Here is a 13,650-nt window from a genome sequence, read left to right as displayed (position 1 = left end):
CCCCTGGACGACCCCCTTCACGGCCCCGTTCACGGCCCTGGGGATCGCTCTGTTGGCCGGCGCGGCGGTCCCTGGGGCGGCCGCGGCCCAGGTGGAAGATCCCATCGGCGCCCTGCTGGACAATCCTCCCGCTGCGGCGCCTGTCACGCCCCCGCCGCCCGCCGCCTCGGCCCCGGTGATCACCGCGCCTCCGATGACGCCTGCGCCGGCTGCGGCCCCGACGCCCGCGGCGGTCACGCCGCCGCCTCCGACGCCGACGCCCCCGCCGGCCAGCCCATCCCGCGCGCCCGTCCGGGCCGATCGCGACCAGCCCACCATCGCCAGCCAACCCGTCTTCCTGGACGCCCCCGACCCCCTGGGCGCGCCCTTGAGCGCCGAGGAGCGCAGCTATGAGGCCCGGCTGAGGGCCTCGTTCGACTCCGCCCAGGGGCTGCAAGGGCCTCTGGACGGCGGCTGGGCCCTGGCCGCCGCCGGGGGCGGGGACCTCTACGCCCTGCGTTTCGTCGATCGCGGCGCCGGCGCCCTGGAGGCCGCCTGGCGGGACCTGCGCCGCCCCGGCGCCCTGGACGGCTCAGGCTTCGTCGACAGCGTGGAGCGGATCGGCGGTCGGGTCACCCTTCGCTTCACCCCGCGTCGCGGGGCCCCGCCCACGGTGATCACTCTGACCGCCGCCGGCGAGGGCCAGTGGACCGGCGACCTGATCGAGGACGGCGCCCCCCGCGGCGTGGTCCTGCGCCGCCGCTAGCGGGGCGATACGCGTCGGGGTTGCGGCCCGTTGTCGCACGGACGCCTGATCGATCAGACTCAGACGCTTGAAATAAAAACGCTTTTCTCGATCGCTTGTGCGCGGCGAGCCTGACCGACCGAGCGGCGGGGCGGTCGTTAAACGCTTGATCAACAGTGACCGCCGTTAGGTCACGGCTTCGACGCCTTCCTCGCCCCGAGACCCAAAGGCCTGAAGCGATGACGATCTCAAAGCGCATTCAGTTGATCCTGGCCACGCCCCTGCTCGCCCTGCTGGCGGCCATGGCCGCCCTCCTTTTGCAGAGCTGGAGCGGCCTACAGCGCACCGAGGCGATCCTTCACGAAGTGTCCGCCGCGACGGCGGGGGGCGCGCTGGTGCATGAGCTCCAGGCCGAACGCAGCCTCGCCAACCTGGGCCTCGCCACCGGGGTCGAACCTTCCGGACTCGATGGCCAGAGGCTGGCGGTGGACGCCGCCATCCAGGCCTATCGAACCGCGGTGGCCGACGCCCCGCCTCATATCAGCGCCCAGGTGCTGGACGCCCTCGAGGCCCTGCCGGCCCTTCGCGCGGCCGTGGACGCGGGCGGCCTGTCCACCCGGACCCTGCTCTCCGGCTACGGCGACATCATTGAGGCGGAACTCGCCTCGCTGGAGGAAGTCGCGATCGACGCCGCTCAGGAAGGCCACGCCCTCGGGGCGGCGTTCCGGGCGTATGACGCCGTGGTGATCGGCAAGGAGTTGGCCGCAGAGGAGCGGGCCGTGACCCTGGCGGGTCTGGCCGATGGGGCCATGACCTCCGCGGACCTGGCCACCATCAGCCGCCTCCAGGGGGGCGAGGCGGCGGCCTACGCCTTCCTGGACCACAGCCGCGAGCCCGCCATCACCGAAGCCTGGAAGAGCTTCCTGAGCTCTCCGGAACATCGCGCCGTCGTCGACCTGCGCGCCGCCATCACCGCCGGCGCGACGCCCACGACCGAGGTCTGGTACGCGGCCGCGAGCCGCCGGGCCGAGACCCTGCACCAGCTTGAGCAGACGCTGGCCCAGCAGGTGGACGCCGCGGCCCAGGCGGCCGCCGCGGCGCACCGCCGCACGCTGGGCCTTCTGGCCCTGATCCTGTCGGCCACCCTGATCGGCGTGGTGGCTCTGGGCTTGCGGGTCGCGCGCTCCATCACGAGGCCGATGGCCGAACTGACCGCCGGCATGGGTCGGCTGGCGGAGGGCGACACCGCCCTGGCCATCGGCCACATGGATCGCCGGGACGAACTGGGCGTGATGAGCCGAACCCTCGCCCACTTCCGGGATATTCTGGTGGCCAAGCGGGAGGCCGACGCCGAGCTGGCCCAGGCCGAAGCCAGGGCGCTGAAGGACCGGCAGGCGGCTGAGGCCCGAGCGCTCGCCGAAGAGCGGGCCCTGGTGGCCGGCAGCATCGGCGCGGCGATCGGAAGGCTGGCGGAGGGCGACCTCACGCACCGCCTTTCCGGGGATCTGCCCGACGCCTATCAGCAGCTGGCCGCCGACTTCAACGGGGCCATGGATCGGGTGAGCGGCGTGATGGCCGCCATCGCCGAACTGACCCGCACCCTGCATGGCAGCGCCGAGGAACTCAGCCGGGCGTCCGACGACCTGTCGCGCCGGACCGAACAGCAGGCCGCCAGCCTGGAGGAATCCGCAGCCGCCCTGGAACAGACCGCCCAGTCGGTCCGCAGGACCGCCGACGGCGTCGGCCACACCCGCCAGGTGATCGCCGGGACGTCGCAGGCCTCCATGGACACCAGCGCGGTGGTGCAGGAGGCGGTGGACGCCATGGCGCGGATCGAGGCTTCGGCCGGGCGCATCTCCACCATCATCGGGGTGATCGACGAGATCGCCTTCCAGACCAACCTGCTGGCGCTCAACGCCGGCGTGGAGGCCGCCCGGGCCGGAGAGGCGGGTCGCGGCTTCGCCGTCGTCGCCTCTGAAGTCCGGGCGCTGGCTCAGCGCTCGGCGGAGGCGGCCAAGGAGATCAAGACCCTGATCAGCGCCTCCACCCAGAACGTCAATGAGGGCGTGGGCCTGGTCCGGCGCACCGGCGGAGCGATCTCGGAGATCTCCGATCAGGTGAGCGCCATCGACAGCCTAGTGGCCGAGATCGCGGCCTCGGCCGAGGAGCAGGCCCGGGCCCTGGCGCTGGTCAGCCAGGCGGTGAGTCAGATGGACTCGGTGACCCAGCAGAATGCGGCCATGTCCGAAGAGAGCACGGCGGCGAGCCAGTCGGTGAGCCATGAGGCCGACCGGCTGCGACAGATGATCGGCCATTTCCGCATCGCCGCGGCGAACGGCGGGGTTGAACAGCGGGCGGCCGCCTGAGCCAGGCCTCAGGGCTGCGGCGCCAGGCCGAGCGCCTGGCGGGCGACGGCCAGGGCGGTCTCCAGCTCAAGCCGGTCGTAGGGTCTCGCGCCTGGCCGGCCCCAGACGGGATCGGGCCAGGCCGGATCATCGGCGCGTCGCCCGACCACATGGGCGTGCAGTTGGGCGGTCACATTGCCCAGCGCCGCGATGTTCAACTTCTCCACCGGCCGCCCGGCGGCCTCGCCGAGCTTTCGGACGGCGTCTCCGGCGGCGATGACCTCGTCCAGGAGCGCCCCACGCTCACCCGGCGGCAGATCTTCCAGTTCCCTCAGGGCGGCGCGCCGGGGGATCAGCACGATCCAGGGGTAGCGGGCGTCGTCCTGCAGGCGGGCGGCGCAGAGCCGCAGGTCGCCGATGGCGTGAGAGGTGGCGAGGAAGGCCGGATCGAGCTCGAACATGGCCGCCATGCTGACACCCCGCCCGTCGCTGGCAAGACCCTGGGGCGCGCCCCCCGCGCGGCGCCCTTGCCGCAGGGGCGGTCCTTGGGCTACGCACCGCCCACATTCGTCTTGCCCCTTCAGGAGAGCTCTCCATGACCACGAAGCCCCCCGTCCGCGTGGCGGTCACCGGCGCGGCCGGCAATATCGGTTACGCCCTGCTCTTCCGCATCGCCTCGGGCGAGATGCTGGGCAAGGACCAGCCGGTCATCCTGCAGCTGCTGGAAATCCCCACCGAAGGCGCCCAGAAGGCCCTGAAGGGCGTGGCCATGGAGCTGGACGACTGCGCCTTCCCGCTGCTCACCGACATGGTGCTGACGGACGACCCCAAGGTGGCGTTCAAGGACGCCAACTGGAGCCTTTTGGTGGGCTCCAAGCCCCGCGGCCCCGGCATGGAGCGCGCCGACCTCTTGAAGGACAACGGCAAGATCTTCATCGCCCAGGGCCAGGCCATCGATGAAGTGGCCGCCGACGACGCCCGCATCGCCGTGGTGGGCAATCCCTGCAACACCAATGTGATGATCGCCGCCAGCCAGGCCAAGCGCCTGAGCCCCGATCGCTTCACCGCCATGGTGCGCCTGGACGAGAACCGCGGCCGCGCCCAGCTGGCCAAGAAGGCCGGCGTCTCGGTCAACGAGGTGGCCGACCTCTATATCTACGGCAACCACAGCCCGACCATGTTCGCCGACTTCACCCACGCCACCATCGGCGGCAAGCCGGCGGCCCAGGTGATCGGCGACGAAGCCTGGCTGAAGAACGACTACCTGCCGGCCGTCGGCAAGCGCGGCGCGGCCATTATCGAGGCCCGCGGCCAGTCCTCGGCGGCCTCGGCGGCCAACGCCCTGATCGACCATGTCCGCGACCTGGTCACTCCGGGCAAGATCCACTCCGTGGCGATCAATTCCGAGGGCCGCTACGGCTTCGCCGAGGGCGTCTGGGCCGGCATGCCGGTGAAGACCACGACGCCGGGCGCCTATGAGGTCGTCACCAGCTATGAGATGGACGACTTCGCCAAGTCCAAGATCGCCATCACCAATGACGAGCTGGTGGGCGAGCGCGACACCGTGAAGGACATGCTGGGCTGATCGGCCCGCATCCCTGAGCGATCCGCACAGCAAGAGGGCGGCGCCGAGACCGGCGCCGCCCTTTTTCGTGGACTGTCAGGCCGACCGCGTCACCAGGACGGCGGCCAGGCCGGCCCGCCGACCATGGCCCGCAACTCCTCGATGCGCGCCTCATAGACCCCGGCCACCGCATAGGGCGCCTCATGGGCTGCGGCTTCCCTGGCCTGGAGCCAGCGCCTTTGTTGCCGCTCCAGCCGCCAGTCGGGCACGCCGGCGGCCAGGGCGGCGCGATAGGCCTCTCCCAGGCGCTGATCGGCCTCGGCCAGGGCGGGATCGGCGCAGACCATGCGCTCGGCGCGGCTACGGGCGGACCGACAGTCCAGGCTCGGCCCCGGCTGGACGGGGGGCAGGGAGACGAAACGGGCCTCGTCGCCTTCGTCCGTCGGCCGCGGCGGCGCGGTCGCCTCGGCGAGGCGTGTCGGATCATCGACCTCTGGCGCAGGCGGCGCTTCCAGAGGCGCCGGGGGCGCAGCGGCGGCGGCGGCGGCGGCGGCGGCCATATCGGCGGGCAGGACATCCAGCGGCGCCCCGTCGGCGACAGGCTCCGGCGGCGGGGCCGGAGCGGCCACCTCCACCCCCAGGGTCGTTTCGCTGGGGCCGGGCTCTGGCCCCGAGCGCGCCGCAAGGGCGACCAGGAGGCCGGTGAGAATCACAAGCCCCGCGGCCAAAGCCGCACCGCCGCGACGCCCCTGCCGCCAGGCCGGCGAAGCGGGGCCGTCGTGCGCCAGGGGCTCCAGGCGCAAGGGCGCGTCCGCGGGGTCTTTCGCGGGGTCTTTCTGGCGCAAGTCTTCGGGCGGGGGGCCGGAGGAGGCTGGAGGCTGGCTCATGGCGGGCTCGCTGGGATGGAATCTCTGGCCCGCAAGGGGCTGTTCCGCAGGTTCACGACAAGGCTCGCTCCCTATGCCTGAATTGCGGCTGAACGAAGAGCGCCGGCGGCTCAGTACCAGCCGGCCGCCCGGAGCCCTGGGGCGAAGCTGCGGCTGACCGGCGCCGAGGTCCCGTCGGGCAGGGTCAGGACGGCCCGTCCGTCGCCCCGCCGCACGTCGCGCACCGCCAGACGGGCGACCCACCAGGAGCGGTGCGTCTGGGCGCCGTCCAGGCCTTCCAGCTCGGCCAGGGCGTCGGCCAGGCGCATCAGGATCAGATCCTGCCCCCGCGAGGTGTGCAGCCGGAGATAATGGTCCTGCGCCTCCACGGCCCAGAGCTCGGCGCCGCGCAGACGAGGCGGCAGGCGCTCGAGAAAGCGGGGCGGGGCCGCCGGCGCCGGCGGGGCGTCGGCCAAAGGCGCGGCGACCGGGCGCCCGATCTCCAGCAGCAGGTTCAGGGCGGTCATCACCAGGGCGACCATGAACACCGGGCCGAACAGGTGAAGCAGACGGTCGGCGGGGATGTCGGCTTGCAGGATGAGACGGCTGCCGCCCCAGGCCAGGACGGTGAAGGGCGCCGCCATGACGAGGCTCGCCAGCACGCAGCGCATCCCCAGCCGCCAGGCTGGTTCCGCAGGGCCGCCGCGGGGGAAGAAGAGCCGGGCGAGGCCGCCGCCCAGCAGGGCGCCCGGCGCCATCACCCCCAGCCAATAGACGAGCCTTCGCGGCAGGGAGGCCTCGATCGTGCCGAACGCGCCGGAGAAGGCCAGGAACAGCCCCACCGCCGCGGCCAGGACCAGGCCCCGCCCCCAGCCCGACATGGCGTCATAGGGCCCGAGCCGCCAGGGCCGGGCGGCCGGCGGCGCTTCGTCTCCGGCGGCGGCCTGCCGCTCGCGAAGCCTGCGCGTCATCTGGCGAAATCCCCCTGGCCCACGACCCCTCCGGTCCTCATCCCGGCCTGACAAGTCCGCGGCCCGTGCCGCCGCGGCCAGAGCGGAGATAGTCCATGTCCCAGGCCTCGCAAACCACCCGACCGGTACGCTCCAGCCCCTTCCCGGGCGGCTTCCCAGGCCACTTCATTGGCGGCTTCGCCCTGTCGATGCTGGTTGTGCTGACCATTCTCGGCGCGGCCCTCTGGGGGTTCTGGACGCCCATCTGGGAGGCGCTGGGTCAGGCGCAGGCGCACGCCCCCGACTTCAGCCGCCTCGCCGCCCTCTCCCCGGCGGTCCAGATCCACCTCTATACCGCCCTGGCCGCCCTGGTCCTGGGCGGGCTGCTGATGGCCGCGCGGAAGGGCCGGCGCTTCCATCGGGCGGCGGGCTGGACCTGGGTCGGGCTTGTGGCCATGACCGCCGGCGCCAGCCTCTTCATCACCGAGCTCAACCATGGGAGCTGGTCCCTCATCCACCTGTTCACCGGCTGGACGCTGATCATCCTGCCCCTGGGGGTCTTCTGGGCGCGGCGACGACAGGTCGCACGCCACCGCCGGGCCATGATGGGCCTGTTCTACGGCGCCTTCGCGATCAACCTGGTCTTCGCCTTCATCCCTGGACGCACGATGTGGAGCCTCTTCTTCGGCTAGGGAGGCAAACCTTCCCCCACGGCGCCGGCATTGGCGCGGGAAAAAGCCTCCGTCCGGCGGTTGCCACGCCGAAACGTGGCGCCTATAAGCGCCTGGACTCGCCAACAGGGCGAGGCGATTTCAGCGACAACATCGCGGCCTCATGAACATCCACGAGCATCAAGCCAAAGCCGTACTCGCAGAGTTCGGCGTGGCGGTTCCGCGCGGCTATGCCGCCTTCTCCGTCGACGAAGCGGCCCAGGCCGCCGAGAAGCTGGGAGGCCCGGTCTGGGTCGTGAAGTCCCAGATCCACGCCGGCGGTCGCGGCAAGGGCCGCTTTGAGGGGCTGGGCCCCGACGCCAAGGGCGGGGTGCGGGTGGTGAAATCCGCCGCCGAGGTCAAGGCCAACGCCGAGGAGATGCTCGGCCGGGTCCTGGTCACCCATCAGACCGGCCCCAAGGGCAAGCAGGTTAACCGCCTCTATATCGAGGAAGGCGCGGCCATCGCCCGCGAGCTTTACCTCTCCCTGCTGGTGGACCGCGAGACGAGCCGCGTCTCGGTCGTGGCCTCCACCGAGGGCGGCATGGACATCGAAGAGGTGGCCGCCTCCACGCCCGAGAAGATCATCACCTTCTCCATCGACCCGGCGACGGGCGTCTTCCCCCACCACGGGCGCGCGCTCGCCAAGTCGCTGGGCCTGACCGGCGGCCTGGCCAAGGAAGCCGCCACCCTGCTCTCCCAGCTCTATGCGGCCTTCCTGGCCAAGGACATGGAGATGCTGGAGATCAACCCGCTGATCGTCACCGCCGACGATCACCTGCGGGTGCTGGACGCCAAGGTCAGCTTCGACGGCAACGCCCTGTTCCGCCATCCCGACATCGTCGAGCTGCGCGACACCTCCGAAGAGGACGACAAGGAGATCGAGGCGTCCAAGTACGACCTCTCCTACATCGCCCTGGACGGCGAGATCGGCTGCATGGTCAACGGCGCGGGCCTGGCCATGGCCACCATGGACATCATCAAGCTCTACGGCGCCGAGCCGGCCAACTTCCTCGACGTGGGCGGCGGCGCCTCCAAGGAGAAGGTCACGGCGGCCTTCAAGATCATCACCGCGGACCCCAACGTGAAGGGCATCCTGGTGAACATCTTCGGCGGCATCATGCGCTGCGACATCATCGCCGAGGGCGTGGTCGAGGCGGTGAAGGAGGTGGGCCTGAAGGTGCCCCTCGTCGTGCGCCTGGAAGGCACCAATGTCGAACTCGGCAAGAAGATCATCGCCGAGAGCGGCCTGAACGTCGTCTCCGCCAATGATCTGTCGGACGGCGCGGATAAGATCGTCAAGGCCGTTCGGGGGGCCGCTTAATGTCCATCCTCATCGGAAAAGAAACCCGCGTCATCTGCCAGGGCATCACCGGCAGCCAGGGCACCTTCCACTCCGAACAGGCCATGGCCTACGGCACGAAGATGGTCGGCGGCGTGACCCCCGGTAAGGGCGGAACGACCCATATCGGCCTGCCCGTGTTCGACACCGTCGCCGAAGCGGTGAGCGAGACCGGCGCCGAGGCCAGCGTGATCTATGTGCCGCCGCCGTTCGCCGCGGACTCCATCCTGGAGGCCATCCAGGCCGAGATTCCCCTGATCATCTGCATCACCGAGGGCATCCCGGTGGCCGACATGGTCAAGGTCAAGCGCGCGCTTTCGGGCTCCAAGTCCCGCCTGATCGGTCCCAACTGCCCGGGCGTTCTGACCCCGGACGAGTGCAAGATCGGCATCATGCCGGGAAATATCTTCAAGCGCGGCTCGGTGGGTGTTGTCTCGCGCTCCGGGACGCTTACCTACGAGGCCGTGTTCCAGACCACTCAGGTGGGCTTGGGCCAGACCACGGCCGTCGGCATCGGCGGCGACCCGGTCAAGGGCACCGAGTTCATCGATGTGCTTCAGATGTTCCTGGACGACGACGAGACGGAATCGATCATCATGATCGGCGAAATCGGCGGGTCGGCTGAGGAAGCGGCGGCGGAATTCATCAAGAATTCACCGAAGAAGAAGCCTATGGTCGGATTCATCGCGGGACGCACCGCCCCCCCTGGGCGGCGGATGGGTCACGCGGGCGCGATCATCTCGGGCGGCAAGGGCGGCGCCGAAGACAAGATCGCTGCGATGGAGGCCGCGGGCATCCGCGTCTCGCCGTCGCCGGCGAAGCTTGGCGAAACCCTGCTCGAGGTGCTTAAGGGCGCCTGAGGCAAATTTAGCGTATGGCGGCCCGCCGTCGGCTCCTCTCACCAAGAAGCTCCGCGGCCCGTCTGGAAGCGGAAAAATGGCGGACGACGCAGGTCTGATCAACGAGGTGCTCGCCGAGACCTCCTTCCTCTACGGCGGCAATCTCGCCTTCGTAGAGGATCTCTACGCCCGCTGGGCGGAGAACCCCAACTCGGTCGAGGCCTCGTGGCGGGCCTTCTTCGCCTCGCTCCACGACCGCGCTGAGGAGATCAAGCGCGGCGCCGGCAAGCCAGGCTGGACCAAGGCGCCCACGCCTGGCGCCCGTCCCGACTGGCTGTCGGCCATCGACGGCCTCTGGCCGGCGGTCGAGGCCAAGCTGGAAAAGAAGGTGGCCGAGGCCAGGCCCGCCGCCTCGGTGGATCAGGTCCGCGCCGCGACCCTCGATTCCCTGCGCGCCATCATGATGATCCGCGCCTATCGGATGCGCGGGCACCTGCGGGCCAATCTCGATCCCCTGGGGATCGCCATCGTGCCCGGCGACGCCAGCGAACTGGACCCGGCCTCCTACGGCTTCTCCGAGGCCGATTACGACCGTCCGATCTTCCTCGACTATGTTCTGGGCCTGGAAACCGCCACCCTGCGGGAGATCCTGGAAATCCTGCGCCGCACCTACTGCGGCGATCTGGGCGTGCAGTACATGCACATCTCCGACCCGGCCCAGAAGGCCTGGCTGCAGGAGCGCATCGAGGGCCGCAACAAGGAGATCGAGTTCACCGAGAAGGGCAAGATCGCCATTCTCAAGAAGCTCATCGAGGCCGAGGGATTCGAGCGCTTCCTGCACAAGCGCTTCCCCGGCACCAAGCGCTTCGGCCTGGACGGCGGCGAGGCCATGGTCCCGGCGCTGGAGCAGATCATCAAGCGCGGCGGCGCGCTCGGCGTCCGCGACATCGTGCTCGGCATGCCCCACCGGGGGCGGCTGAACGTGCTGGCCGCTGTGATGGGCAAGCCCTATCACGTGATCTTCCACGAGTTTCAGGGTGGATCGTCCACGCCTTCGGACATCGAGGGCTCAGGCGATGTGAAGTACCACCTGGGCGCTTCGTCGGACCGGGAGTTCGACGGCAACAACGTCCACCTGTCCCTGACCGCCAATCCCAGCCACCTGGAAATCGTCAATCCGGTGGTCATCGGCAAGGCCCGCGCCAAGCAGGCCTTCACCCTGCGCGACAACCCTGACGCCGGCCGCGGCCATGTCATGCCCCTGCTGCTGCACGGGGACGCCGCCTTCGCCGGCCAGGGCGTGGTGGCCGAGTGCTTCGCCCTGTCGGGGCTGAAGGGCTATGGCGTGGGCGGCACCGTCCACTTCATCGTCAACAACCAGATCGGCTTCACCACCAGCCCCAAGAACAGCCGGTCCTCGCCCTATCCTTCGGACGTGGCCCTGATGGTGGAGGCCCCGATCTTCCACGTGAACGGGGATGATCCGGAGGCCGTCGTCTTCGCCGCCAAGGTGGCCACCGAGTTCCGCCAGCAGTTCGGCAAGGACGTGGTCATCGACATGTTCTGCTATCGCCGGTTCGGTCACAACGAGGGCGACGACCCGACGATGACCCAGCCGCTGATGTACGCCAAGATCAGGAACCATCCGTCCACCCGCGAGATCTACGCCACCCGGCTGATCCAGGAGGGCGTGGTCACCGGCGAGCAGGTCGAGGCCTGGGTGGGCGAGTTCGCCGACTTCCTCGACAAGGAGTTCGAGGCCGGCAAGACCTACAAGGCCGATAAGGCCGACTGGCTGGACGGCAAGTGGGCGGGCCTGACCCTGCCCACCAGCGAGGATCGCCGCGGCGACACCGCCGTTCCCCTGCAGAAGCTGCTGGATCTGGGGCGGAAGATCACCGCGCCGCCGGAGCGCCTGAATGTTCACAAGACCGTGGGCCGGGTGCTGCAGACGCGTCGGGAAGCCATCGAGACCGGCGAGGGCCTGGACTGGGCCACCGCCGAGCACCTGGCCTTCGCCAGCCTGCTGGATCAGGGCTATCCCGTTCGCCTGTCGGGCCAGGATTCCGTCCGCGGCACCTTCACCCAGCGCCACTCAGGGCTGGTCGATCAGCAGACCGAGGAAATGTATTTCCCGCTGCGCAACCTCTCGCCCACCCAGGCCCACTTCGAGGTGCTGGACTCCGCCCTGTCGGAAGAGGCGGTGCTGGGCTTCGAATACGGCTTCTCCCTGGCCGATCCGCGCACCCTCACCCTGTGGGAAGCCCAGTTCGGGGACTTCACCAACGGCGCCCAGGTGGTCATCGACCAGTTCATCTCCTCAGGCGAACGCAAGTGGCTGCGCATGAGCGGCCTCGTCATGCTGCTGCCCCACGGCTATGAGGGCCAGGGACCGGAGCACTCCTCCGCCCGGCTGGAGCGCTTCCTGCAGTCCTGCGCCGAGGACAATATGCAGGTGGCCAACTGCACCACCCCGGCCAACTATTTCCACATCCTGCGCCGCCAGCTCCTGCGGGAGTTCCGCAAGCCGCTGGTGCTGATGACGCCCAAGAGCCTGCTGCGTCACAAGAAGGCGGTGTCGCGGCTCACCGACATGTCGGAGGGTTCGTCCTTCCACCGGGTGCTGCTGGACGACGCCGAGCGCGGCGAGAACACCACCGTGGCCCTGGCCCCGGACGACAAGATCCGCCGGGTCATCCTCTGCTCGGGCAAGGTCTATTACGACCTGCTGGAGGCCCGCGAGGAGCGGGGCATAGAGGACGTCTATATCCTCCGCCTGGAACAGTTCTATCCCTGGCCGGTCAAGTCCCTGTCTAACGAGCTGAAGCGTTTCAAGAACGCCGAACTCGTCTGGTGTCAGGAAGAACCCAAGAACATGGGCGGTTGGACCTTCGTCGATCCCTGGCTCGAGCTGACCCTGGAGCGTCTGGACGTGAAGGCCAAGCGCGCCCGCTATGTGGGTCGCCCGGCCTCGGCCTCCACCGCCGCCGGCCTCATGAGCCGGCACATGGCCGAGCTGCAGGCCTTCCTCGGCGAAGCCTTCGCCTGACCCTTCGCCCCACCCTCCGCTGACCTCTCAAGAACAAGAACAGGAACCCTCCGCAATGGCCGACATCATGACCCCCGCCCTGGGTGAGTCCGTCACCGAGGCGACGGTGGCGCGCTGGACCAAGAAGGCCGGCGAGGCCGTTCGCAAGGACGAGATCCTGGTGGAGCTGGAGACCGACAAGGTCAGCCTGGAAGTGGCCGCCCCCGCCGACGGGGTGCTGGCCGAGATCCTGGCCGGCGAAGGCGACACGGTGGAGCCGGGCACGGTGCTGGGCAAGCTGTCCGAAGGCGGCGCCGCCGCGCCGGCCAAGACCGCGCCCGAGGCCAAGGCGCAAGCGCCGAAGACTGAAGCGCCCAAGGCTGAGGCTTCCAAGCCCGCGCCGGCCGCCGCCGAGGCCCGCCCCGCGGCCCCCTCGGCCCAGCGCATCGCCACGGAAAACAATCTCGACCTGTCCAAGGTGTCCGGCTCGGGCAAGGACGGCCGGGTGACCAAGGGCGACGCCATCGCCGCCCTGGAGGCCCGGGCCAGCGCGCCGGCCGCACCCGCCGCGCCGGCCGCCCCGCGCGAACTGCATGAGCGCGAAGAGCGGGTGCGCATGACCCGCCTGCGCCAGACCATCGCCCGGCGCCTGAAGGAGGCCCAGAACAACGCCGCCATGCTGACCACCTTCAACGAGGTGGACATGGGCGCGGTCATGGCCCTGCGTTCGGAATACAAGGACGTCTTCGAAAAGCGCCACGGCGTGCGCCTGGGCTTCATGAGCTTCTTCGTGAAGGCCTGTATCGCCGCCCTGAAGCAGGTGCCCGACGTCAACGCCGAGATCGACGGCCAGGACATCATCTACAAGAACCACTACGACATCGGCGTGGCCGTGGGCACCGAGAAGGGCCTGGTGGTTCCGGTGGTCCGTGACGCCGACGCCCTGAGCCTGGCCGGGGTGGAAAAGGCCATCGGCGACCTGGGCAAGAAGGCCCGGGACGGCCAGCTGGCCCTGGACGACCTGCAGGGCGGCACCTTCACCATCTCCAACGGCGGGGTCTATGGCTCGCTCATGTCGACGCCGATCCTGAACGCCCCTCAGTCGGGCATCCTGGGCATGCACAAGATCCAGGACCGCCCCATGGTGGTGAAGGGCCAGGTGGTGGTCCGGCCGATGATGTACCTGGCGCTCTCCTACGACCACCGCGTGGTGGACGGCCAGGGCGCGGTGACCTTCCTGGTGAAGGTCAAGGAAGCCATCGAAGACCCGCAGCGCCTGCTG

At 69.8% G+C, this 13,650-nt stretch carries 10 protein-coding genes and 1 pseudogene; 8 read left to right on the top strand and 3 right to left on the bottom strand.

Annotation, left to right across the window (positions count from 1 at the left end; all coding sequences use genetic code 11):
- A pseudogene (locus tag V7D28_RS09555) lies at nucleotides 1-745 on the top strand (hypothetical protein); the annotation flags it as partial.
- Nucleotides 746-963: 218 nt separating this feature from the next.
- On the top strand, nucleotides 964-3,090 hold the full coding sequence (locus V7D28_RS09550) for a methyl-accepting chemotaxis protein (RefSeq protein ID WP_333587152.1): 2,127 nt from the start codon (nucleotides 964-966) through the stop codon (nucleotides 3,088-3,090).
- An 8-nt stretch (nucleotides 3,091-3,098) separates the two neighbouring features.
- Here V7D28_RS09550 and V7D28_RS09545 read toward each other — a convergent pair whose 3' ends face one another.
- On the bottom strand, nucleotides 3,099-3,539 hold the full coding sequence (locus tag V7D28_RS09545) for an HIT domain-containing protein (RefSeq protein WP_442957919.1): 441 nt from the start codon (nucleotides 3,537-3,539) through the stop codon (nucleotides 3,099-3,101).
- A gap of 125 nt (nucleotides 3,540-3,664) precedes the next feature.
- On the opposite strand from V7D28_RS09545, the gene V7D28_RS09540 reads away from it, so the two are divergent.
- Nucleotides 3,665-4,654 carry a malate dehydrogenase gene (locus tag V7D28_RS09540; RefSeq protein WP_333587151.1) on the top strand — a complete coding sequence of 330 codons (990 nt, stop codon included), beginning with the start codon at nucleotides 3,665-3,667 and terminating at the stop codon, nucleotides 4,652-4,654.
- An 89-nt stretch (nucleotides 4,655-4,743) separates the two neighbouring features.
- Here V7D28_RS09540 and V7D28_RS09535 read toward each other — a convergent pair whose 3' ends face one another.
- Nucleotides 4,744-5,436, bottom strand: coding sequence for a lysozyme inhibitor LprI family protein (locus V7D28_RS09535; RefSeq protein WP_333587150.1), 693 nt, complete (start codon nucleotides 5,434-5,436; stop codon nucleotides 4,744-4,746).
- Between the two features lie 194 nt (nucleotides 5,437-5,630).
- A complete protein-coding gene (locus V7D28_RS09530; protein ID WP_333587149.1) occupies nucleotides 5,631-6,470 on the bottom strand; it encodes a LytTR family DNA-binding domain-containing protein in 840 nt (279 codons plus the stop codon).
- Nucleotides 6,471-6,565: 95 nt separating this feature from the next.
- On the opposite strand from V7D28_RS09530, the gene V7D28_RS09525 reads away from it, so the two are divergent.
- The 5 genes from V7D28_RS09525 to odhB all read left to right on the top strand — a co-directional run.
- Entirely contained in the window at nucleotides 6,566-7,141 is a 576-nt protein-coding gene (locus tag V7D28_RS09525; protein ID WP_333587148.1) for a hypothetical protein, read from the top strand.
- Nucleotides 7,142-7,283: 142 nt separating this feature from the next.
- Nucleotides 7,284-8,483, top strand: a complete 1,200-nt coding sequence (gene sucC, locus V7D28_RS09520) for an ADP-forming succinate--CoA ligase subunit beta (protein WP_333587147.1) — start codon at nucleotides 7,284-7,286, stop codon at nucleotides 8,481-8,483.
- Nucleotides 8,483-9,361, top strand: coding sequence for a succinate--CoA ligase subunit alpha (gene sucD, locus V7D28_RS09515; RefSeq protein ID WP_333587146.1), 879 nt, complete (start codon nucleotides 8,483-8,485; stop codon nucleotides 9,359-9,361). Before sucC ends, sucD begins: the two co-directional genes overlap by 1 nt.
- Nucleotides 9,362-9,437: 76 nt before the next feature.
- On the top strand, nucleotides 9,438-12,389 hold the full coding sequence (locus tag V7D28_RS09510; protein WP_333587145.1) for a 2-oxoglutarate dehydrogenase E1 component: 2,952 nt from the start codon (nucleotides 9,438-9,440) through the stop codon (nucleotides 12,387-12,389).
- Nucleotides 12,390-12,444: 55 nt separating this feature from the next.
- Nucleotides 12,445-13,650: 2-oxoglutarate dehydrogenase complex dihydrolipoyllysine-residue succinyltransferase (gene odhB / locus V7D28_RS09505; protein WP_333587144.1), on the top strand; the 1,206-nt coding region annotated here is incomplete at its 3' end.

The sequence above is a fragment of the Phenylobacterium sp. genome, assembly GCF_036723115.1.
Taxonomy (GTDB): Bacteria; Pseudomonadota; Alphaproteobacteria; order Caulobacterales; family Caulobacteraceae; genus Phenylobacterium.
This window is presented reverse-complemented; position numbering and strand designations above follow the sequence as displayed.

Excerpts from the sequence above, each read along its gene's own strand:
- V7D28_RS09550 (WP_333587152.1), top strand. The coding sequence starts at position 964 with ATGACGATCTCAAAGCGCATTCAGTTGATCCTGGCCACGCCCCTGCTC.
- V7D28_RS09545 (WP_442957919.1), bottom strand. The coding sequence starts at position 3,539 with ATGGCGGCCATGTTCGAGCTCGATCCGGCCTTCCTCGCCACCTCTCAC.
- V7D28_RS09540 (WP_333587151.1), top strand. The coding sequence starts at position 3,665 with ATGACCACGAAGCCCCCCGTCCGCGTGGCGGTCACCGGCGCGGCCGGC.
- V7D28_RS09530 (WP_333587149.1), bottom strand. The coding sequence starts at position 6,470 with ATGACGCGCAGGCTTCGCGAGCGGCAGGCCGCCGCCGGAGACGAAGCG.
- V7D28_RS09525 (WP_333587148.1), top strand. The coding sequence starts at position 6,566 with ATGTCCCAGGCCTCGCAAACCACCCGACCGGTACGCTCCAGCCCCTTC.
- sucC (WP_333587147.1), top strand. The coding sequence starts at position 7,284 with ATGAACATCCACGAGCATCAAGCCAAAGCCGTACTCGCAGAGTTCGGC.
- sucD (WP_333587146.1), top strand. The coding sequence starts at position 8,483 with ATGTCCATCCTCATCGGAAAAGAAACCCGCGTCATCTGCCAGGGCATC.
- V7D28_RS09510 (WP_333587145.1), top strand. The coding sequence starts at position 9,438 with ATGGCGGACGACGCAGGTCTGATCAACGAGGTGCTCGCCGAGACCTCC.